A 22,075-nucleotide genomic window follows, 5' to 3' on the forward strand; every position below is an offset into this window, starting at 1 on the left:
AGGAATGTGTTGGCATCGGTCAGATGACCTCACTGAAGGGCAACGCGCCGGGTTCACTGGCTGAGTTCCACCAGTTCGCCGGTCTTCAGGCCCATGGCTGCCAGAATCGAATCGACTGCGTCGTCGACCGAGACCGTGCCGGTATCGAGCACCAGATCGGCCTCGATCGGCGGTTCGTACGGAGAATCGATCCCGGTGAAGTCCGTTACGTCGCCGGCCCGGGCCCGGGCGTACAATCCCTTCCGGTCCCGTGCCTCGCATACCTCCAGCGACGTGGCCACGTGCACCAGCACAAACGAGCCCACAGTCTCGGCCATCGCCCGGACTTCCCGACGGGTTGACTCAAACGGTGCGATCGGAGCGCAAACGGCAACTCCGCCGGACTTGGAGACCACGGCGGCCACCCACCCGAGCCGGCGGACGTTGAGCTCCCGGTCCTGCCTGCTGAAGCCGAGACCCGACGACAGGAGTCTGCGCACGTCGTCGCCATCCAGCAGCGTCACAGGCCGCGAGTCCGTCAACTGCAGCCGTTCCGCCAGGGCGCGGGCGATGGTCGATTTCCCGGAGCCGGACAGGCCCGTGAGGAAAACGACTGCACCCGGCGCCGGGGTGCCTCCTGCCAGCGGTTCGGGCCCGGCGGCGGCGCGCCGTCTCGGCAGGGCACGGGCCGGGGGCCCCGCTTCGGACGTGTAGTTGAGCAGGATGGATGCGCCCAGCCGGAGCAGCACGTGCTCGCGCAGGGTCCGGTCCTGGGCGACGGACGCACCCTCGAACGCGGGCAGGACCAGCAGCCCGGTCCGGGCTCCAGTCAGCTGCTCCGCGCAGCGCTCAAGGACCGAAAGGAGTTCCAGGACCGTATAGTTTCCGTGCTCTTGGCAGCCGGCAACCGCCACGAGCCACAACTGGGCGTGATGGCGGATTGCCATGCCCATCGCTTCGGCAAGCTGGGCAGGCTCCGGCAGCCGATCAAACGCTGCCACCAGGCTCGGAACCGTGCCCTGTCCCGGCACGTCCCGTCCCGGTCGGGCGAGGGGGCGCGTAAGACGCAGCCGGCGGGCGGGCGGGTGCTCCGCTGGCTGGAGGGCTTCCAGCCGGCCGGCAAGATGGATGGTGCCGTCCCCCGATTCCTGGCTGGCGGAAACGGTCAATCTGGCCAAGGGTGTGCCGTCTGGGTCCGTGATCGCCAGGGCGCCGCAGTGCACGGCCAGTTGGCCCACGGTGCCGGGCACTGAGAGCGTAAACGGCCAGGGCCATTCCGACGGAACGTTGGCGGGCAGAGCGTAGCCGTCTGCGGGACTGTACAGGCCGCCCAGGAGGAGTTCCAGCTCGTCGAGCCGGGCGCCGGTCAAAACGTGTGATGGTTCCGACCCGAAGTGCAAGCTCACAGTGTCCCCCTGATTCCGCCGGTTGAGTTCAGCAGGGCGGCTGCCTCGCGCCGCCGCCGGCTCTCCACGCTGGCCAGCGCCGGGAAACCCTTCCGGCGGCGCAGAACCATCCAGGCCAGCGGTGCCCCCAGCAAGGCAACCACCAGAATCCCTGCGGTCACCGGGTCCGGAATGGAGAGCATCTTCAGTGCCGAGGCCAGCAGCACAAAAGCCAACGCCCGGCGCACGAAACCGCCCGAGAGGCGGGAGGACAGCATGGCCCCCAGATAGACACCGGGGATGCTTCCCAGCACCAGAGGCAGGGTTAGTCCGAGGTCCAGATCGCCGAAAAGAGTGTGACCCGCGGCGGCCGCGATGACCAGGGGAACGGCTTGCAGGAGGTCGGTGCCTACCAGCTGGTTTGCCTTGAGCCCTGGGTAGATGAGCATGAGCCCGATGATGATCAAGGACCCGCTTCCGACGGAGGTCATGCCCACCACTATGCCGCCCACGATGCCCAAAAGGACGGTGGGCAGAATCCGGACCGCCACGGCAGGCCGCTCCGTGGGCAGCTCCGCTCCACGCCCGTCCGCGCTGCGTGCGCGCTCGGCCAGCCGGACGTAGGCCCGCACCACCAGCAGGATGGCGCTCAAGAGCAGGGCACAGCCAAGGGCCAGTTTGACGCTCTGTTGAACGTCCTCGCCGGGGCCCAGCCATTTGAGGATCAGCACGCCGCAGAAGGCCGAGGGCACCGAACCCACCGCCAGCCACTTGACCACGTCCAGATTCACTGTCCGGCGGCGCAGGTGTACCGCAGAGCCCACCGGCTTCATGACGGCGCTGGCCACGAGGTCGCTGGAGACCGCGGCGAGCGGGGGGACGCCAAAAAACAACACCAACGCCGGCGTCATCAGTGCGCCGCCGCCCATCCCCGTGAGTCCGACGACGACGGCTACGCCGAAGGCTGTCAACACCAAGGTCAGGTCCATAGACAGATCCTGCCACCGAGGCAACGTCGAACAAACACGTAGTTCGGCGCGGCCAAGAGTAGTCTCCGGGGCAGGGCCCCGCCGGAGCGTGCTAGCCGTTGGTGGTGGTGGTTGCGGTGAGGTCGAAGCTGATGTCTTTGGTGGCGTGGTAGTTCAGGTGGGTTTCGGCGGCGATGGTGTTGGTGCCGTTGACCAGCAGGGACAGTGGGACGTTGAAGGTGACCGGGGCGGCGGTGGCGCTGGAGGTGGGGATTGCCGCGGTGGCGTAGGTGTTGATGGTGACTGTGCCGGCGGGCATGCGGCTGCGGCCGACTTCGGTGCCGTTGACGTAGATGACGACGCCGTCGTCGGCGACGGTGGTGAGTTTGAGTGCGGTGACGGCGGAGGTGTTGGTGATGGAGAAGCTGCGCAGGAAGTAGGCCGCCAGCGGGCGGGCGCTGGTGGTGGCGGAGGGGTTGAGGTTGGTCCCCAGCGGGGTTGAGCCGTAGCCCAGGGCGCCGGGTCCGGTGTTCCAGGCGGAGGAGTTGTAGGCGGGGTTCTTCCAGGCCGGGTCCGGTGCGGTGTTGCTGTACCGGAATTTCCACGTCGATTTGGCGGGCACGACGACGGCGGTGACGGAGCCGGAGGAGGTGGAGACGGTGACCGGGGAGGTTTTGGTGCCGGTGGCTCCCTGGGTGTCGGTGACGGTCAGGGTCACGTTGTAGGTGCCCGCGGCGGCGTAGCTGTGTGAGGGGGATACCCCGGTTCCGGTGCTGCCGTCTCCGAAGGTCCATCCGTAGCCGGTGATGCCGGCGTCGTCGGTGGAGCCGCTGGCATCGAAGGCCGCGGTCAGGCCGGACGTCGAGGCGGTGAAAGACGCCACCGGCGCAGCATTCGCCGTGGCGCCGCCGTTGGTGGTGGTGGTTGCGGTGAGGTCGAAGCTGATGTCTTTGGTGGCGTGGTAGTTCAGGTGGGTTTCGGCGGCGATGGTGTTGGTGCCGTTGACCAGCAGGGACAGTGGGACGTTGAAGGTGACCGGGGCGGCGGTGGCGCTGGAGGTGGGGATTGCCGCGGTGGCGTAGGTGTTGATGGTGACTGTGCCGGCGGGCATGCGGCTGCGGCCGACTTCGGTGCCGTTGACGTAGATGACGACGCCGTCGTCGGCGACGGTGGTGAGTTTGAGTGCGGTGACGGCGGAGGTGTTGGTGATGGAGAAGCTGCGCAGGAAGTAGGCCGCCAGCGGGCGGGCGCTGGTGGTGGCGGAGGGGTTGAGGTTGGTCCCCAGCGGGGTTGAGCCGTAGCCCAGGGCGCCGGGTCCGGTGTTCCAGGCGGAGGAGTTGTAGGCGGGGTTCTTCCAGGCCGGGTCCGGTGCGGTGTTGCTGTACCGGAATTTCCACGTCGATTTGGCGGGCACGACGACGGCGGTGACGGAGCCGGAGGAGGTGGAGACGGTGACCGGGGAGGTTTTGGTGCCGGTGGCTCCCTGGGTGTCGGTGACGGTCAGGGTCACGTTGTAGGTGCCCGCGGCGGCGTAGCTGTGTGAGGGGGATACCCCGGTTCCGGTGCTGCCGTCTCCGAAGGTCCATCCGTAGCCGGTGATGCCGGCGTCGTCGGTGGAGCCGCCGGCATCGAAGGCCGCGGTCAGGCCGGACGTCGAGGCGGTGAAAGACGCCACCGGCGCAGCATTCGCCGTGAAGGGAACACGCTGCACCGCAAGCACAGCCGAAGTGTCGACGACTGTCACCTTCAGCCATTCATCCATCGTGGACCCGCCCTCCACCGTGATCCTGGAAAGGTTGGGGACCGGGGTGGTGAGGCCGTAGTAGGACAGCCACGTCGAGGAGGTCAGCGGGCGGTCGCTGGCAAAGCTGTGACTGTCGCCGTTGAAGAGGAAAACCGGAAGCTTATAGCTGAGGGATCCGGAGGCGAAGGCCCTCACGAGCGGCTCGTAGGCGGTGCGGCTGGGGGTTCCCTTGAACATATCCGCCTGGGTCGTGAAGACCACGGCACGGCTGGCGTTCGCTGTGGCACGTTCGAAGGCAGCGTGAATGAGGGCGATGTCGGCGTCGGTCCGTGCACTCACTTCGGCTGTCTGGGCAGTCGTCGGCGCTGAATATCCGCTCCAGGTTGCCAGATCGTTGGCCGAGCCCACGATGTGCACCGCGGCGAACGTGAGGCCTTCCCGGTCGTAGAGCACATTCTCCGGATAGCCGGTCTGCGCCGTGACGCTGGCCGCGTTCCGTCCGAGCGTGGTCCCCGGAGCCGGGAAGAAGACCCGTCGCACGGCGGCCAGCCGGTCCAGCGGATTGGCGGCCCCCACGGAAGCACCGGAACAGTCGGCCCACTCGTTGTCGCCGGGCGTATACACCAACGGATCGGCAAAAGTGTCGAAATGCCCTTTGACGGTCGCGTAGTACGAGTCAGAGCAATTCGGCGGCCCGCCGATGTCGCCGAGGTGGGTCACCAGCTGCACTTGGGAGTCGGCATTGATCTGCCCGATCCGCTGCGGGAAAACACTAAGCTGTGTCGAGCCGTAGGGAGTGTCCCCGATGACGGCGAAGCTGAAGGGGGTGGCGGCCGCGACCGTTTCCGCGGCCGCGGCGGTGAAGGTCAGGGACAGTGCGGCGGCGGCCAGAGCCGAAACAAGCTTGAGCTTCACGGTTATCTCCTCGCATAAAGACGGTTGATCCTGGAGACCGTTTCTGCCGCAGTCACTGTTCGGGGGCCACAGATCCGCGTGCCGCTAGCCGCTCCAGACCGTCTCGGGTACCGGAAGGCTACAAGCGGGGCATCCAGTTGTCCAGCACACGCACACGGTGAATCCGCACAGCTAAACCCCGGGGATCCGGGGCATCGCGCTGCGGACTGACCGGTCTGCCGGGCGGCCGGTGGCCGACGACCAAGTAGGTCCGAGCCTTTCCGAGTGGTCCGCACCCGCCCGCTGACGGCCTGCCCAGTAGTCCGGGGCGAACGATGCAGTGAGACGGCCTGAAAAGACGCGTACTGCTTACTCGCCTGCACGGACCGGTGCCCTCCTAGGTTTGATACATCCGGTCAGCAAACAACTCCGGGTACTAAGTAGGTCTCAACAATGTGCTCTTCGACTATCGCCTCCGTGACGAGTTTTTCCGGATCAGCGGCCGGGCGGAACTCAACTGGCAGGACAGCGTCCGCCTCGAGTTGTACTACGTAGAAAACTGGTCTTGCGCCGGCGGCATCATCATCCTGGGGCGCACAGCCGGGCTGATGAAGGACCCAGTGGGCGACGACTACAACGGGGGAATCATGGTATTGCTGAAACGTATTGGTGCCATCAGCGCCAAACTGTCGGATGCAGAGCTGGCCGCGGCGCTGGCTGAAGGGGCCGGAGACATCCTCAGGACCCTGCAGGGCCAGGCCACCGATATGACCCCTGGTTCGCTGGGCGCGGAGGGGGACAGGCGTTCCCAGGATTTCCTGAAGAAAATGCTGCTCCGCAGCCGGCCCAAGGACCAGGTCCTCTCCGAGGAGGCGCCGGACCAGCTCTCGCGCCTGCGGGCCGAACGGGTCTGGATCATTGACCCGTTGGACGGGACCCGTGAATTTTCCGAGGGCCGCCGCGACTGGGCAGTGCACGTCGCACTGTGGCAGGAAGGCGAGCTCACGGCCGGCGCGGTCGCCCTGCCCCGTCTGGACATGGTCCTGACGGGTGAGGACGCCGGCGAATCCGCCGGCCGGCATACCGGCCTAAGAATGGCCGTGTCCCGGAGCAGAGCCCCGGAAATCGCCGGCCCCGTAGCCGCCGAAATCGGCGCCGCCTTGATTCCGATGGGCTCGGCCGGGTTCAAAACGTGCGCCGTCGCCAGCGGTGAAGTCGACATCTACCTGCACGACGGCGGCCAGTACGAGTGGGATTCCGCCGCGCCCGTCGTCGTCGCCCGTGCCGCCGGGCTGCATGTGAGCCGCCTTGACGGCTCGGCACCGCGGTACAACCAGGAAAACCCCTACCTCCCGGACCTGCTGGTGTGCCGCCCGGAACTCAGCGGGGTGGTGCTGGCAGCAATCAGCAATGCAAGGCGGCAATTGCCCCAGACGGAAGGACACACCGGTGAATGACGTGACCGAAAGCCCCAGACGCATACTTTCCCAGCTTGAGGTTCTTGAGTCGGAGGCCATCTACATCCTCCGGGAAGTGGTCGCGGAGATCGAGCACCCGGCCATGATGTTTTCCGGCGGGAAAGACTCGATCGTTATGCTGCACCTCGCGGGTAAGGCGTTCGCTCCTGCCCGTGTCCCGTTTCCGGTGCTTCATATCGACACCGGCCACAACTTCCCGGAAGTACTCGAACTCCGGGACCGCATGGTGGCCCGGTATGGATTGAACCTGGTGATCGGATCCGTCCAGGACGCGATTGACCGGGGGGTGGTCCGCGAGGAGCCGAACGGCTCCCGGAACCGGATACAGACCCCGGTGCTGCTGGAAACGGCGGAAAAGAACGGCTTTACCGCCCTGCTGGGCGGCGCCCGCAGGGATGAGGAAAAAGCCAGGGCCAAGGAGCGCATCTTCTCCTTCCGGGACGAGTTCGGCCAATGGGACCCCAAGAAGCAGCGTCCCGAGCTGTGGAACCTGTTCAATGCCAGAGTCCATCCGGGTGAAAGCATCCGGGTGTTTCCGCTGTCCAACTGGACCGAGCTTGATATCTGGGAGTACATCGCTGCCGAAGGCATCGAGGTGCCCTCCATCTACTACGCCCACCAGCGCGAGGTCTTCGAACGCAACGGCATGCTGTTCGCGGCTAACGAGCTCTGCCAACCCACCGCCCACGAACCGACGTTCCTGGAGTCGGTCCGCTACCGCACGGTGGGGGATGCCACCCTGACCGCCGCAGTCCGCTCCCATGCCGACACCGTAGAGCTGGTCCTCGAAGAAGTCGCATCCTCCCGGATTACCGAACGCGGGGCAACCCGCGGCGACGACCGGGTCAGCGAAGCGGCGATGGAAGACCGAAAGAAAGAAGGCTACTTCTGATGGACCTGCTGCGATTTGCCACTGCCGGATCGGTCGACGACGGCAAGAGCACCCTGATCGGGCGCCTGCTGTACGATTCCAAGTCCATTTTCAGCGACCAGCTGGAAGGAGTCGAGCGGACCAGCCGCGAAATGGGCTCGGAATACACAGAGCTGTCGCTGCTGACGGATGGGCTGCGGGCGGAGCGGGAACAGGGCATAACCATCGACGTCGCGTATCGGTATTTCGCAACCCCGTCGCGGAAATTCATCATTGCCGACACCCCCGGCCACATCCAGTACACCCGGAACATGGTGACCGGCGCCTCCACCGCGGACCTGGCGATTGTGCTGGTGGACGCAAGGAAGGGCCTCGTTGAGCAGAGCCGCCGCCACGCCTTTCTGGTTTCCCTGCTCCAGGTTCCCCACCTTGTGCTGGCCGTCAACAAGATGGACCTTGTGGGTTACTCACGCCAGGTCTATGAGGACATCCGGCGGGAATTTACGGAGTTTGCTGCAAAGCTGCGGATCGCTGACCTGACGGTTATCCCCGTTTCCGCCCTGCACGGGGACAACGTCGTGGACCGCTCGCAGAACATGCCCTGGTACGAGGGCGGTTCTCTGCTCAACCACCTGGAGAACGTGTACATCGCCAGCGACAGGAACCTGGTGGACGGGCGGTTCCCAGTGCAGTACGTTATCCGGCCGCACACCAGCGAGCACCACGACTACCGCGGCTATGCGGGCAAGATCGCCGGCGGAGTCATGCGGACCGGGGACGACGTCGTCGTATTGCCCAGCGGGCTGCCCAGCCGCATCGCGTCCATTGAAACCGCCGATGGTCCGGTGGACGAAGCGTTTGCGCCGATGTCCGTGACCGTGCGGCTGGAGGACGACATCGACATTTCGCGGGGGGACATGATCTGCCGGCCGCACAACCAGCCGAGTGTGACGCAGGATATCGACGCCATGGTCGCGTGGATGAGCGAGGAGCCTCTCCGGCCCGGGCAGAAGCTGTCCCTCAAGCACACCACCCGCAACACCAGGGCCCTGGTGCAGTCTGTGCAGTACGAACTCGACGTCAATACCTTGCACCGGGACGAAGCCGCCCCCGAACTTGCGCTGAACTCCATCGGCCGGGTCCGGCTGCGGACGACGACGCCGCTGCTGACCGACGAGTACCGGCGGAACCGTGAAACCGGCGGATTTGTCCTGATTGACGAACACACCCACAGCACCGTCGGCGCGGGAATGATCATCTGAACGGCCGGTGCCACCACGCGTCACTTCTTGGGGAGGATCGAAAGCAATGAGATCAAAGAGAGTTTTTCCGGACGGTCGGCGGGCTGCAGCACCGGGCCGGGAGCGGATTCTGCTGGTGGGTTCCAGCGGCGGTCATCTGGCGCAGCTGATGTCGCTGCGGTCCTGGTGGTCTGCGCATGAGCGGGCGTGGGTCACCTTTCCCACCGAGGATGCGAAGTCGAACCTCGAGGCGGAAACCGACGTCTCATGGGCGTACTCGCCCACCACACGCAACATTCCCAATCTGCTCCGGAACGCCCGGCTTGCTTTTCACGTGATTCGCCGCTTTCACCCCACCGTTGTCGTCTCCACCGGCGCCGGGAGCGCTTTCCCCTTCTTCGTCGCGGCCCGGGCTTTAGGCATCGCGACTGTGTACATCGAGGTCTTCGACAGGGTTGAGAGCCCCACCCTGACCGGCCGGCTCTGCCGCCCCTTCTCGGATCTCATGCTTGTCCAGTGGCGGGACCAACTCGGCCTGTACCCGAATGCACAGCTCCTGGGAAGGCTCCTGTGATGAGCAGGGCCTCCAGAACAATAACGGTACTGGTGGGAACCGACTGCCATCCGTTCACGAGGATCATCGACTGGGCCGACAAATGGGCGCAGGCGAATCCGTCGGACCGGGTGATCGTTCAGTACGGCCACAGCGCACCGCCGCGCATCGCTGCCGGTCAAGACTTCGTCTCGCCGAAGGAGCTGGCGACCCTCCTGGAGACTAGTGAAATCGTCATTCTTCACGGCGGCCCTGCCACGATTTCAGAGGCGCGAAAGGCCGGGCACCTTCCCTTGGTGGTTCCCCGGGATCCGCAGTACGGGGAACACGTCGACGACCATCAGCAACGGTTTACGCGCTGGTCCGCTAAAAGGGGGCTGGCCGTTTGCGTGGAGTCGCCGCAGGAGTTGGACGCCCACGTGGCCGCGTCGGCGGAAAACGAAGCGGGAACCCGCCTCCTGATACACGCCGAGAACTCCGGCGCCGAGGAGGCCGCACAGCAGCTGGCCGCACTGCTGCACAAGCGCCGAACCTCGACGAACCGCGCCTCAGTCGGAGCGCCCGTGGTGCTGTATGTTGCTGCTCCGGCGGACTCCGTGGACGCTCTGCTGGAATCCGTCGGAGGCCGCGCTTCAGTGGCTGTCCTGGGCGATACGCGCAACCTCTGGCAGCGCGGCATCGTCGACAATGAGGATTGCAGCTGTGGCGCGCCCTTCCATGAGTGCGGGTTCTGGCAGGCCGTCGGCACGTCCGCGTTCGGCGGTTGGGGCCAAGTCGATGTCCGCGGTCTCCGCGGACTTGCCGATGCCGCCGTGCCGGCGCGGACGTTCGGGCCGGCGGCGCCGACCGGCCGGCGGGAACGGCGGCAGGTGCTAGCCCGGTACAGCGGGTATTACCAGGCGGTCTATGCCGCGGCCAGGGATATCTCCGGGGCGGACGTCCTGGTCGACTCCGGCCAGGACCCCATGCTGGCCTACGCGCTGAGCCACAATCGCGAGATTGACCTGCGGTTCCTCGAGGTCGCCACCACTGCCTCATTCTGGTCCACGGCGCGGACCGCAGCGACGCAGGATAAGCCGTCCTGGCTGAGCGCAGCACGGGTGGCACGGGCGCTGAGCCGCCACCACATCCCCCGGGCCAGTCTGCCGCCGTCAGCCGCCGGCGATAAGCCGGCCGTTGCATGGGCCTGGACCGAGTTAGGACTGCCCGGCGACAGTGCCGACGACGGCGGTGATGGTGCCGCCGGCCCGGCCGGCCGGGCCACGGGTCCGCTTCACGCCATGGCTGCATGCCACGCCCTTGCCGCCGGCAGCAGCGCCGCGCCCGGCCCTGCTGCCGGGACCAGCGGGGCCGTAGGATCCAGCACCGGTGCCGGCACGGCGAGAAGGGCGGGGTGACCGCCATGGAACGGGTCACGGCGATAATTGCCACGAGGGACCGCCCGGAGATGCTGCGCCAGGCGATCAGCGCCGTGATGGCGCAGACCTACGCCGGATTCATCGAGGTCCTGGTGGTCTTCGACCAATCGGACCCTGATTATTCACTAGCGGAGGAATCAGCGACCCGAAGCGTGCGTGTTCTGACTAACGGGCGGAAGCCGGGGCTGGCCGGTGCCCGCAACAGCGGCATCGAGGCAGCCACGGGGGAGTTCATCGCGTTTTGTGACGACGACGATCTCTGGCTGCGGCACAAGGTCGAGGCGCAAGTGCAGGCGCTGGCGGACAACCCCGGCACTGAGTTCGTGACCTGCGATATTTCGGTCGCCTACGACGGGCAGTCCTACGACCGCCCGCTTGGGAAGTCCTGGGTCAGTTTCGCCGATCTGCTCCGCGACCGGCACACAGAACTCCATCCCTCAACGTTCCTGATGTGGCGGTCCGCCGTCTTGGACGGCTTCGGTCTGGTGGACGAAGAGGTCCCGGGAGGGTTCGGCGAAGACTACGAATTTCTCCTAAGGGTTTCCCGCCGGGGGCCGATTGCCCATGTCCGCCGGCTGTCGGCAACAGTGAGGTGGGGGAGCCAGTCCTTTTTCTTCCGCCGCTGGCAAACGATGTGTGACGGTCTGTCATGGATTCTGGACAAATACCCCGAGTTCGACACGGTGCCCGCGGGTTCCGCCCGGATCAGGGGCCAGTTGGCGTTCGCCCACGCGGCCATGGGTGAGCGGCGAACGGCCTTGCGCTGGGCAGCATCGGCTGCCAAGCGCAATCCCCTGGAACCGCGCGTGCCGCTGGCCGCCGCCGTCGCGTGCGGGATTGTGACTCCGGCGCGCGTCATGGAGGCACTCCACAAACGGGGCCGCGGCATCTAGCGGCGGGGTTGCCGCTCAGCCGCTGACCAGCTTCCGCCAGGCCGCGGCCGAAGGCGCGTCCGTCAGCCGATAGTCGCCGACACCGACCGCGGAATCCCAGTACGCCACAAAGAGGGCCTTGTGGTCCTTCAGGTATGCGCCGACCTTGGTAAGCCACGCGGCTCGCCCCTCCCCGCCGGGGTCCGAGGGAATAAGCCGGCTTCCGGTCTCGGCAATGCCGAACGGCTTCCCCGCGGCCTTGGACACCGCAACGACGTCTTCGAAGACCTTGGCCGGGTCCGGGTAGGTCGAGGGACCGGCAACGCTCCCGGCGTCGTTATAAGGGTCCCAAGCCAGGACGTCGATGTAGCCCTCACCCGGGTAGTAATCCTTCCAGTTCAGCTTTGAAGCAGGGTTCACGGTCCACCCCATCAGGATCAGGGTGGAGTGCAGGTGCTCGTTGTTCGCCTGGTCCTCCAGCCGCGCAATGTGCTGCCAGGCCGCCCGGTAGGCGGCCGCAGTGAATTTACCGCGGGCGATTTCGGCCTCGGGTTCGTGGACGTAGGACCAGTACGTTTCCTGGTCCCGCGGGGCCGCCTTGAACCAGGCCAGCAGGGCTTCATCGAAGGTGCCCGCCAGCACGTCCTCCGGCGGCGGGCGGAAGGAGATCACCAGGGACTTTCCCTTGAACGTTTCCAGCGATGACCAGCTGGACGGAAGCGCATCGTCGAAGAGCCGGACGGTCCCCAGCGAACCGAACCGGCATTCCTCCCGTGCCAGCGCTTCTTCACGCGTCCCGCCGGAGCTCGACTGTCCCAAGCTGGAGCCGAAAACGGTTCCCGACGGCGGCACAGGGTCGGGAGCCGGCGCACCGGCAGGTACCTCGTGCATGGAGACATCATCCACCTGAAGAGACTGGCCCGGTGCCAAGCCCCACGCCAGGATGTTCAGGTCCATGGACGAACAGTCATAGGCGGCCGTGACATCGAAGGCGATCTTCGTCCAGCTTTCGGTCGTCAGGTGAAAGGGTGACCCGGTGAGCGGGACGTCGCCCTGCTCCTCGCGGACCCGCACCTGACCCGATATGCCGGGGGTGTCGGTACGGACCCAGGCGCTTACGGTGTAGCGCGTTCCGGCTTTGGTGGCCCTGACGGTATTGAGTCCGTCGTTCAGGACGGCTGTCTGCTTGCGTTTCGTTGTGAGCTCGACGGCGTGCCCGCCACTGTGGCCCCCGCTCACCACGGCCAGCTCCTGGGTGCTGCTGTCATTGGTCCGCCAGCCAGAGATGCCAGCTTCGAAACCGCCGTTAACCACCTGCTCTGCCGGACCCGCCACAACCGGAGCAGAGCCGGCCTCGGCAAGGCCCAGGACAACGGCCAGGGCCGTGCAGCTGCCGGCAACCAACCGCCGGCGGCGGCTCCGGTGCGCGGAGGCTGCCCGGGCCAGGGGCAAGACGGCACCGGTCCCCGGGGTGTCCCCGATGTCTCTTGAGCGGTTCATAGGCTTGCTCCTGCGCCCGAGGGCGTTGGTCACGACGCATAGTGAGACCCGGCTGCGATCAGGACTTTCGAATCAGGTCAGGGCGGCCGTGTTGATGTGAAGAGACTGTACAACCCTTCGTCACGGATTCCCACAGGTGCTACGCGGGCGGCGCCTCAAATTACCCGTGTATCACGGAGGCAATTTCGTGCACAATGGGACCACGTGCCGCAGCGGCAGTGTGGGGGAACCGGCGGAGGGACCGATTATGCGCAGGCCGTGGCGAGTGCAACGCGTTGTGGACGGCACGGGCACGTCGCCGTTGGACACTCTGGTGGAGCAGCTCTGGCGTCTGCCCGTCGCTGCCGGGCAGATCCGTGTTGTCCTCAACCCCGCTCCCGGTGATGAGTGGCGCGAGGTGGAATCGTATTGGGTGCTTCCCAACGCTTCACAGGCGCGGCTGCTGATCCCGCTGGCGACGCCGCGAGTCACGGCGGCGAGTCTGCTCCAGTACCGGTCGCTGCGTCGCGGCAAAGTCAATATGGCGCGGATCCTGCTGGGATCGTTGGCGCGGTTGGGTGTACGGCCGGTCCTGAACAGGTTGTCCGTTCAGGAACGCGTGGGGCCGGTGCCGGGAGCTCAGGAAGCGCTGCCGCTTGCCGCCGTGGCGGCCAAGCTGAGCGACAGCGGCACGACGGCGGGCAAGGACGGCCCGCACTCCGGCGCTGGCGGGCGCCAGCTGTTCGCGTCAATCGGCATCAGGGAAGGCGATAACCGCAAGCCGACGCTGCAGCTGGTGGACGGCGCGGGGAAGCCGGCGGGGTATGCCAAACTGGCTTGGAACGAGAGCAGCAGCGAATTTGTCCGGACGGAAATCGGCGCCCTGAGCGCCGTCGCCGCGCTGGCCGGACCGGTGCGGGCCCCCGCACTGCTGGCCGTTGGAACCCGCGGCACGTTTCCCTATCTGGTGACTGAGCCCCTGCCCCTGGACGTCCGCGCGGTGCGGGGCCGTGTCAAAGGCCCCACCCCCCAGGAGCTCTTTGCCCTGTGCCCCGTCTGCAGGGTGGATGCGCTGTCCTCCACCGACCATTTCCAGGCTCTGGGCCGCCGTCTGGCTGCCCTTGACCCTGCGTCCGAACCGCAGTTGGCCCAGGCCCTGGCCGGCCTGGCAGAGCTGTTGCGTACCCGGGATCCGTTGGTGCCGGTGGCTGAACGCTGGCACGGTGACCTTGTTCCCTGGAACACCGCACGGGATTCCAATGGGCGCCTGTGGTGCTGGGACTGGGAGTCGTGCGAGCCCGATGCGGTCGCAGGCCTCGACGCGGTGCACTGGATGTTCAGTGTCAGGCGCGAACGCGGCGAGGGCCCGATGGCAGCCAATCTGCTCCGTGCCGTGGCTGACGCCGGACCGTTTTTCGAGGCAGCGGGTGTCGCCCGGCACGCCTGGCCCGTGCTGGCGGGCGTCTACGCGATGGTGGTAGCCGAACGGGCATGGACGTTGGCTGTCCGCAATGGGGGCTGGGCCTCCTCCTGGGTCTCCGAGCGGGAGCTGGTTGGCATGCTCGGCGCCGCCCGTGAACTCCTTGAGGATCCGGAGGGACGGGGCCCGGCCGAGGCGTCAACTGCCGACCTGGCAGCGTCAACGACACCGCCGGCCGAAGGATCCGCTTAGCCCCAGAGCGGCTCCCGCTGGAGATAATCCGCAAGTTCCTTGTTGTGCGGGGCGTAATAGGATGTGAGCTCTGCCCTGGCGGCCTCGGGCATGCTGGACCGGGCGCTGGCGTTAAACGTTCTGGTCGTTGGCAGGTCGTATTGGGGTATGCCAAGGAAATCGCACACGCGGTTGAAGGCACCTTGGACGTCGTCGTACATATCCTCGCTGCGCAGGATCAACAACTGACCCTCCGGAAACGCCCGATGCCAGTTCTGCACCTGTGGCAGATACACCCCCCGGGCCCGGTAGGAGTAAAAGTCATGGGCGGCGCTGTAATACCCGGACTCGGCAGCCATTTTCCCGAGCTCGCCCGCCAGCCTCGTGTCCTCGGCAGCCAGCGCCGCTTCGAAGCTCAGCGGCTCGACGCCGTTCTGGACCCTCTCCTGGTAATGGGAATAGGCGCGCTCTACTGGATCTCTCAGCAGCGCGATCGCCTTGATGTCATGGGAGACCGCGCGGGCCTGCATCGCGATCCGGGGGTCCCAGAGGTAGTACGGTGACGCCTCACCGCTAATCGGACGGTAGCCCAGTTTCCGGGACAGCAGATTGCGGTACGACTCCGTGTGGAAGTGCGAGCGGTACCAGAGTTCGCCTCGGTTGCGCTCCTTGAAGAAGTAATCCGTACTCTTCTTGCCGCGCACCTGCGGAAAGAGCCCCAGGACACCCGGGTGCATCAAAAGGTACTTGTACAGGGAAGTGGTGCCGCCGCGCTTGGTGCCGACGATCAGGAAATCCGGCGTTGGCCTCGCGCCCACGGTCCCCTTGGCGTAGGACCGGGTTACCAGGTCCCCGGCATCTTTCATCCATCTGGGTGCTGCGTCTTTGATGTCGCTAAGTCCAACCATTGCAGACTCCTCATTGGTCCAGGAAATGATTTGGGCAGGAACGGGTTCTGCGGAGGGGCGGCTAGGCGGCGGCCAGTGCTTTACTGCGCGGGGTGCGGGACAGGAGGGCAAGATCGTCCAGGTGAAGCCGTTTTCTGTCCAACCAGCACCACGTGGCAAGAGCGGCCATGCTGGAGCCGCCGGCGACAAAAACGGCCGCCGTCGACTGGCCCATCAGCACCTTGGTCAGAACGCTGATCGGAACAACACAGACGCCGGAGACAAACAGAGCGTAGAAGACCCGCCGGGCGCCGAACCTGATGCCCAGGAAGATGCGGCTCTCCACAGAGGCCAGGACGGAGTCCAGCAGTAGGCTGAAGGCCCAGGACGCCGCCGCGCCCGTAATGCCCCAAAGCGGAACCAACCACAAGTTCCCGATCACGTTCAGAGCCAGCACAATGACCTTGTTCGCGGCGATCCATCCGCTTCTGCCGCTCATCATGAGCAAGGCGTCCACGTTCCCGGCCATCAGGAACGCTATGGCGCCTACGCTGAGCACGATCAGTGCCGTGCTTCCGCTCTCGAAACCGGGGCCGAGCCAGCCAAGGACGGTCGGGGCGAAAAACATGAACAGCGCGTAGATCGGTGCCCCCAGCAGCACTATCCAGCTGACCGTGGTGGAGTAGAGATCCTGAACCTGGCGCGTCTTGTTCTCGCTGAGCAGGGCACTGAACCGCGGCGATATCACCATCCTCATGGCGGTGGCTACGATGAGCCCTGCGCTGACGAAGCGGCTGGCGGCTCCGTAGACGCCGGCCGCACCGGCCCCGGCGATCAGGCCCACCAGCACCACATCGAACCAGATGATCGACTGCTCCACGCCCGAGGAGAACCAGCGGGGCAGCGCGAACTTCCATATCTGGACATTCAGCTCACGGCCCGGCCACAACGTCCCGTGCCCGCCGGCACCCCGTCCGTGCGCGTCGACGCGCCGCCACAGAATCGTCAGGGCAGCCAGCATCGCGATCGCCGCCGGCGCAGCCCACGCGACGGATGCCAGCACCGGAAGCGAGCCCAGACCGAGACCGGCGAGTCCGAAGGCCCCCAGCACCAACAATGGCCGGGCGATCGGCAGGCCGATATTGCCGATGGCCACAAACGGCACAATGTTTCCGAGTCCGCGGGTTGCGGCCAGCGCAACCACCGTGACGGCAGCCGCGGGCAGGAACCAGCTTGCGCCCTGCAGCGCCTGCACCAGTTGGAGGCTGTCGGCGTCACCCCCTGCGCCGAGCCAGGGAGCCAGTACGGCCATCAGCAGTGCCGACACGCTCCCGATGACGGCGGTGGGAAGGAGCAGGGCCGTCGTGGCGCCCCGAAGCTTGGACCGGTCCGAGATCTCCAGGCGGGGGAGTATCCAGACGGCGGCAGTGTCCATGCCGGCTTTTGCCAGGCCCAGCACGATGGTGAAGATGGCGATGGTCTGCAGCACGACGCCGGAGCCCGCCTCGCCCAGTGCCCGGGCCAGGATGAACGTCAGCGCAAAGCCCATGAGGGAGCCGATCGCCGCTCCCAGGATTCCGATGATGCCGCCGCGTGCGGCCTGCTGGCGTTCGGCGCTGTGGGGGGACGTCCCCCGAACAATTGCCTGCTCCACCCCGGCAGCGCTCACGATGACTTGCGGCTTCCGGCTTTGGAATGTGAATCGGAAAAGGACGCCTTGGAAGCTGTCCCCGCAAGGAGCACCTTGGGGACTGACCCGGGAGTGGCCGCTTTGGCCAGCCTTTCGACGTCCCGGTGCCGGCCCTCCTTGGTGGGGCCTTCCGGGTCAAGGACCCTGCGCCCGGAGGGGACCAGTACGGTTCCCGCGAGCTGGGCCTCGATATCACTCATTTCGGCGGCGTTCAGAGCCAACGCGTCGATCCGGGTCCGCAGGCATTCCCCGACGAGCAGAACGAAGTCGGAGAGACGGCCGGCTGCCAGGCGGCTCGCGTGCGGTGCTGACGGCGGCAGAGCCAGGATGATCACTTGGCCCGACTCGCGTCCTATGAGTTCCCGGCGTACCGCTTCAGTCACGAAATCATCGGCGTCGAAGATGGTCCTTCCGCGGTGTGGCTGGAACACCGTAAGGGACTGGACGAGGGCGGACCTGAATATGCGGCCATCGGCCCCGGCAGCATGGCTGTCCAGCTGCAGTCCAGCCGTCAAGACCCTCATTTGTTCATCCGAAGCCCCCATCACGATCAACTCGACGCGGGTTCCGGCTTCAGCCAGCACGACGGCCAGGTTGGCAGCCACATCCGAGGGCTGCGACTGCTTGGTCTCATCGATAACGGTCAGGGTGCGCAGCCGGTTGTTCGAGCTGGCCAGCAGCCGTTCGCGCACCACCCGAAATTGGTCCAGGTCCGTCCCCGCGGCAGGAATCGTTGCACGGGAGGCGCCAAACCGGACCAGGAGGGGGCCCGCGCCCGCCCCGCGCACGTCAAACCAGTCCCGGACGCGCCGGTCCAGCATATTGACGGCGAACGCAAACACCAGGCCCACCACGAAGGCGGCCAGCGAGCCGGTGAGCATCACCGTCACTGGCTGGGGCTGATAGCTCACTTCGTTCTGTGCTGCCGGATTCAGCACCGTCCCGCCGCTCGTGTCGATCAGGGACAGCTGGTTCAGCTGGGACTGGACACTCCCGATCTGGGTGAGGATTGAGGGTGCACTGCCGCCGGCGCGCGGAAGCGCTTTCTGCAGGCCCGAGAGCTGCTGCTGAAGTTGGCCCTGGAGCTTGGACTTCCGTTCCTCAGCCTGTCCTTGGCGGTAGGAGAGGTACGAGTTGGCGAGCGCATCCGCGCCCGCCTTGGCGTTCTGTGCAGTGCTCGAGGTGTAGGAAATTGCCATTGTCGTACCGTTGGCCAACGTCGTGACATTCACCCCGGCCCGGAGCGCTGCCACCGAGTCGCCGTGGGCCAGGTTGGCCGCGGCGGACTGCGCCACCACATAGGAGCTCGCCAGCTGCTGCTCTGTGGAGGCGTCCAGCAGCGCCGAGCTCGCTTTGGCGGGGTTAAAGGGATCAGTGGTGATGACGTTGAGGTTAACGACGGTGGAAGCCGTCACGGAGGTCGGCGTCAAGCCCAGGTAGACCGCGGCGGCGCCGATCCCCAGAACGGTGACCAGTGCAATCGTTTTCCATTGCCGTCGCAAAACTACTGCGTAGTGACCGAGTCCGACGGAAGAATTCTCGTCCATTTGTTCCTCAATCTGCCGACAGATCGCCGGCAATACGCCCAAAACGGGAGACCTGACTCAGCGCCGGGCCGGGGCTGATGGCTCGACGATATAGCCCGGTTGGCCGGGGGCATATAGGTACTTGTGCGCAGGTATTACCTAGGAACTACTCGTTGCCCATCAATGTGCCGGTTGTCATACTGAACGCCGACAGGCAAGCAGCCCGATAACTTCTTAAAAGGACGCCAGGCATGAACACGGACCTCCCGGCCGGAACAGTCGGCGTCGCGGGACCGCGCCGAACTTCTGTTCAGCGCGCGGATCGGGAACGACTCGGGGCCACCGCTGAGTTACCGCGCTGGCCGTTCGCGCTGATCTTCCTGGGCTACCCCATGTGGTGGCTCGCCGGCCTTAGCGATCTCATTTGGATCGGCGTCGGCGGAATCATGTTCCTGTACCTGGTGCGGTTCCGTTCGGTGCGGGTGCCGAAAGGATTTTCGGTGTGGGTGCTTTTCCTGCTCTGGATGACGTGTTCGTCGATCGCTATCGACTCACCGGAGCGCATGCTCGGCTTTGTTTACCGGCTGCTGCTTTATCTGGCGCTGACTGTCATCTTCGTCTACGTCTACAACGCCAAAGCGCACCTGAAGGTGCAATATATCCTGGGCTGCCTGACGGTGTTCTGGGCGGTCGTGGTGCTGGGTGGCTATCTGGGACTTCTTTTTCCCTCCGTGGTGATCCACACCCCGCTGAGCTACGTTTTGCCGCAATCCCTGATGCGGAACGAGCTGGTCAACCAAATGGCCATCCGGCGGCTGACGCAATTTAACCCCACCGCGTGGAACTACATCGACCCGCGGCCCAGCGCGCCTTTCCTTTACACGAACAACTGGGGCGCCGCTTACTCTCTGCTCCTGCCGCTGGTGGTGGGCTACCTTTGGCACGTCCGCAGGAGCCGCCGCTTTTGGCTGGTGCTCGCGGCCATACCGGTCTCCTTCATACCGGCGTTCCTGACCCTTAACCGCGGTATGTTCCTGGGCCTTGGCATCGCGCTCCTCTACGCCGCCATGCGGATGGCCCTGGCCGGAAACCGGAAGGGCCTTGGCGCGCTGCTGGGCATGGGCATTCTGGTAGCGATCATCGTCCAGGTCCTTCCCGTCACCGAACGCCTGCAGAACCGGCTCGGGGTCAGCAGTACCACCCAGGACCGCGAGTCCCTCTATGTCGAAGCCCTGAACGCAACGCTTAAGTCACCCATTTTTGGTTTCGGTGCGCCCCGGCCATCCGTCACCATTGGCGCACCGTCGGTGGGAACTCAAGGTCAGATCTGGATGGTGCTCTATTCCCACGGCTTCCTTGCGGCAGCCTTCTTCTTACTCACGTTCGTCGTCATGTTCTTCTATACATTGCGGCTCTCGGATCCGGTGGGCCTGGCCTGTAACACCGTCCTGCTGGTGTCGATAGTGGAAGTGTTCTACTACGGCATGCTCGCGTCGGGCCTGGCGCTTATGCTGATCGCAGGGTCAATCGGCCTGCAGAAGGCAGCCGCACTGAAACGGGGGCTGCGGCCGCCGGGCAAAGGGGTGTTCCCATCGAACTTCTAAGCGAGCTCCGCAACGATATCAAGGCAAACCGCGGCCAATCCAAGGGCCAGTTCGTCATGGTTCTGTACCGGATTGCGCACGCAAGCCGCAAGCCATTGGACAGGCGCCCCCGGCCGCATGCCGTCGTCGTCGGAGCAGCGTACAGGCTGCTGGTGGAGTGGGTGCTGGGCGTCGAGATTCCCTGGCGCACCAGGCTCGGTTCCGGCGTGCGCGTCTACCATGGTGTCGGCGTGGTCATCAATGACCGGACCGTCATCGGCAACAACGTCGGCATCCGGCAGAACGTCACCATCGGCAACAAGGGTGCCGCAGGGCCATGCCCCGTGATCGAAGACGACGTCGAGATCGGCGCCGGGGCGATCATCGTCGGCGGCATCCGAATCGGCAAAGGAGCCCGCATTGCCGCCGGCGCCCTGGTGACCAAGGATGTACCGCCGGGGTACATGGCGATAGGGAACCCGTCGGTGCTGCGTCCGCCGCTGGATGTTTCGGCGGACACGAACTCCGTATGAGCGGCCGACCGCACCCCGGGGCTACCGGGTGGCGTTATATACGTCGGAACCGAAGTGGTTCAATCCGGAAACCCCCGCCATGCCCAGATGCGGCAAGGAGAACGTGTCCTCGATACTGGCAAGCAGGCTGTAGTGGTTGTAGAGAGTGTCCGACGAGGTATTGGGACGCACGAAAGGCGAAATCACCAGGGCGCCCACCTTCCCCCCTCCCGGGCCGAACACCGCCTGCAGCGGCGCCCCCCGATCGATGTTCTCACCTACCTCCTTGTCGCCCTCATCGAAGGTGATGACCAGCATCCCGTCCGCCACGAAGGCAGGGGAGGAGGTGATCGCCGGAACCCACTTCTTCAACCACGCATCCGCCGTGGGCAGACCGCCTGCCGTCCCATCGACGCAGGGGGAATCGTGTCCGTCGTTGCACGTATTGGGAGTGATGTAGGAAAGATTGGGGGTAGTGCCCGCAGCTTTCAGATCAGCGGTCAGACCGGACAGGTCCACGACGTTCTTGGAACAGTCGGGCGAGTCGGTGATCGAGGCAAAGTACACGAACGGATTATGCCGGGTGGCATACTGGTCGCCGATCCTGGGCACCTTGGTGGTGTCTGCGGCGTTCAGCTTTGGGTGCCGGCAAGCGGTGCCCATATCCTCCATGTAGCCCTTCCACGTCAGCCCCGCTGAGCTCAGCTGCCCTGCAACGGTGGGCACACTGTCTGGGTAGAGGCAGCCGAAGCCGGCAAGCTGCCCGTAGGACGCCGTGCCGGTTTGTGTGAACTCGTGGTAGACAGCACAGTCATTCATGGTCTTCGGGTTGGGGCCCTGTCCGGAGATCTGCGCTATGTAGTTCGGCAGCGAGCTGGGCGCCACGGCATAGTAGGACGTCAGGAGAACGCCCTGCTGCCGCAGCGTCTGGGACAAGTATGGCGCCAGTGATGTCGCGCCCCAGGCCCGGTTGTAGCTGGTGTTTTCCAGATTAATGACAAATACGTGAGCCGGCTTGGTCGCTGCCGACACGGCCCCGGGGGCGGCGCCCGCTCCCGGTTCGGCCCCGGCCAACTGGCTGCTGCACCCCGACAGAAGGGATGCCAGGGCCACCGCAGCCACGCCCGCAAGGGCCCTGCCGGCCCGTCCGGTGAGCGCCCTGCCGGCAACTGCTGGGGCCGGCGGCGATAACCTGCCCGGGTGCCTGCGGCTGGTTCGGGCGGAGGTACTGCGGTGCGGCCTCATCTGGTTTCCATTCCCTCAGTTCGCTGGTGCAGCGGCTTTGTTGGCTCAACAACTAGCACCAGCTCGCTTACGGGTCTATAGGTAGTCCCATCTACGGAT

The 22,075-nt window shown here is 65.6% G+C and carries 17 protein-coding genes; 9 read left to right on the top strand and 8 right to left on the bottom strand.

Features of this window, described 5'->3' with window-relative positions; all coding sequences use genetic code 11:
* Nucleotides 1–53: 53 nt before the first annotated feature.
* The 3 genes from cysC to AC1MBE_RS00975 form a co-directional block, all read right to left on the bottom strand.
* On the bottom strand, nucleotides 54–1,349 hold the full coding sequence (gene cysC, locus AC1MBE_RS00965) for an adenylyl-sulfate kinase (protein ID WP_479780197.1): 1,296 nt from the start codon (nucleotides 1,347–1,349) through the stop codon (nucleotides 54–56).
* Nucleotides 1,350–1,381: 32 nt separating this feature from the next.
* The gene (locus AC1MBE_RS00970; RefSeq protein ID WP_479780199.1) at nucleotides 1,382–2,353 is read right to left on the bottom strand and encodes a sulfite exporter TauE/SafE family protein; all 972 of its coding nucleotides are present in this window, start codon (nucleotides 2,351–2,353) and stop codon (nucleotides 1,382–1,384) included.
* Between the two features lie 91 nt (nucleotides 2,354–2,444).
* A complete protein-coding gene (locus tag AC1MBE_RS00975) occupies nucleotides 2,445–4,991 on the bottom strand; it encodes a PKD domain-containing protein (RefSeq protein ID WP_479780200.1) in 2,547 nt (848 codons plus the stop codon).
* A gap of 434 nt (nucleotides 4,992–5,425) precedes the next feature.
* Here AC1MBE_RS00975 and AC1MBE_RS00980 point away from each other — a divergent pair, with 434 nt between their 5' ends.
* From AC1MBE_RS00980 to AC1MBE_RS01005, 6 genes are read left to right on the top strand one after another with little or no spacing between them, the layout of a single operon-like run.
* Nucleotides 5,426–6,427 (top strand): 3'(2'),5'-bisphosphate nucleotidase CysQ, encoded by a 1,002-nt coding sequence (locus AC1MBE_RS00980; RefSeq protein ID WP_479780202.1) that lies wholly within the window; start codon nucleotides 5,426–5,428, stop codon nucleotides 6,425–6,427.
* Nucleotides 6,381–7,340: a sulfate adenylyltransferase subunit CysD gene (gene cysD / locus AC1MBE_RS00985; protein WP_479780204.1), complete on the top strand. Its 960-nt coding sequence runs from the start codon at nucleotides 6,381–6,383 to the stop codon at nucleotides 7,338–7,340. Before AC1MBE_RS00980 ends, cysD begins: the two co-directional genes overlap by 47 nt.
* Complete coding sequence (locus AC1MBE_RS00990; protein WP_479780206.1) at nucleotides 7,340–8,581, top strand: sulfate adenylyltransferase subunit 1; 1,242 nt, start codon at nucleotides 7,340–7,342, stop codon at nucleotides 8,579–8,581. Before cysD ends, AC1MBE_RS00990 begins: the two co-directional genes overlap by 1 nt.
* 46 nt (nucleotides 8,582–8,627) lie before the next feature.
* On the top strand, nucleotides 8,628–9,134 hold the full coding sequence (gene pssD / locus AC1MBE_RS00995; RefSeq protein WP_479780208.1) for a PssD/Cps14F family polysaccharide biosynthesis glycosyltransferase: 507 nt from the start codon (nucleotides 8,628–8,630) through the stop codon (nucleotides 9,132–9,134).
* Entirely contained in the window at nucleotides 9,134–10,510 is a 1,377-nt protein-coding gene (locus AC1MBE_RS01000) for a glycosyltransferase (protein ID WP_479780210.1), read from the top strand. Before pssD ends, AC1MBE_RS01000 begins: the two co-directional genes overlap by 1 nt.
* A gap of 5 nt (nucleotides 10,511–10,515) precedes the next feature.
* Nucleotides 10,516–11,424, top strand: a complete 909-nt coding sequence (locus AC1MBE_RS01005) for a glycosyltransferase family 2 protein (RefSeq protein WP_479782710.1) — start codon at nucleotides 10,516–10,518, stop codon at nucleotides 11,422–11,424.
* A gap of 15 nt (nucleotides 11,425–11,439) precedes the next feature.
* Here AC1MBE_RS01005 and AC1MBE_RS01010 read toward each other — a convergent pair whose 3' ends face one another.
* Nucleotides 11,440–12,903 (bottom strand): carbohydrate binding domain-containing protein, encoded by a 1,464-nt coding sequence (locus AC1MBE_RS01010; RefSeq protein ID WP_479780212.1) that lies wholly within the window; start codon nucleotides 12,901–12,903, stop codon nucleotides 11,440–11,442.
* Between the two features lie 313 nt (nucleotides 12,904–13,216).
* Between AC1MBE_RS01010 and AC1MBE_RS01015 the strand changes: the two genes are divergently transcribed.
* Nucleotides 13,217–14,554 carry a phosphotransferase family protein gene (locus AC1MBE_RS01015; protein WP_479780213.1) on the top strand — a complete coding sequence of 446 codons (1,338 nt, stop codon included), beginning with the start codon at nucleotides 13,217–13,219 and terminating at the stop codon, nucleotides 14,552–14,554.
* Here AC1MBE_RS01015 and AC1MBE_RS01020 read toward each other — a convergent pair.
* From AC1MBE_RS01020 to AC1MBE_RS01030, 3 genes are all read right to left on the bottom strand, one after another.
* Nucleotides 14,551–15,441 carry a sulfotransferase domain-containing protein gene (locus tag AC1MBE_RS01020; RefSeq protein WP_479780214.1) on the bottom strand — a complete coding sequence of 297 codons (891 nt, stop codon included), beginning with the start codon at nucleotides 15,439–15,441 and terminating at the stop codon, nucleotides 14,551–14,553. The genes AC1MBE_RS01015 and AC1MBE_RS01020 overlap by 4 nt on opposite strands.
* A gap of 61 nt (nucleotides 15,442–15,502) precedes the next feature.
* Nucleotides 15,503–17,089, bottom strand: a complete 1,587-nt coding sequence (locus AC1MBE_RS01025) for a lipopolysaccharide biosynthesis protein (protein WP_479780216.1) — start codon at nucleotides 17,087–17,089, stop codon at nucleotides 15,503–15,505.
* Nucleotides 17,086–18,657: a hypothetical protein gene (locus AC1MBE_RS01030; protein WP_479780217.1), complete on the bottom strand. Its 1,572-nt coding sequence runs from the start codon at nucleotides 18,655–18,657 to the stop codon at nucleotides 17,086–17,088. The genes AC1MBE_RS01025 and AC1MBE_RS01030 overlap by 4 nt, the downstream gene beginning before the upstream one ends.
* Before the next feature lie 230 nt (nucleotides 18,658–18,887).
* Here AC1MBE_RS01030 and AC1MBE_RS01035 point away from each other — a divergent pair, with 230 nt between their 5' ends.
* Together AC1MBE_RS01035 and AC1MBE_RS01040 are read left to right on the top strand one after the other, a co-directional pair.
* Nucleotides 18,888–20,240 (top strand): O-antigen ligase family protein, encoded by a 1,353-nt coding sequence (locus AC1MBE_RS01035; protein WP_479780218.1) that lies wholly within the window; start codon nucleotides 18,888–18,890, stop codon nucleotides 20,238–20,240.
* 95 nt (nucleotides 20,241–20,335) lie between these two features.
* Nucleotides 20,336–20,752 (top strand): serine acetyltransferase, encoded by a 417-nt coding sequence (locus tag AC1MBE_RS01040; RefSeq protein WP_479780220.1) that lies wholly within the window; start codon nucleotides 20,336–20,338, stop codon nucleotides 20,750–20,752.
* Between the two features lie 21 nt (nucleotides 20,753–20,773).
* Here AC1MBE_RS01040 and AC1MBE_RS01045 read toward each other — a convergent pair whose 3' ends face one another.
* Entirely contained in the window at nucleotides 20,774–21,853 is a 1,080-nt protein-coding gene (locus tag AC1MBE_RS01045; protein ID WP_479780221.1) for an alkaline phosphatase family protein, read from the bottom strand.
* Nucleotides 21,854–22,075 lie beyond the last annotated feature (222 nt).

The sequence above is a fragment of the Arthrobacter sp. BG5 genome (assembly GCF_056680155.1).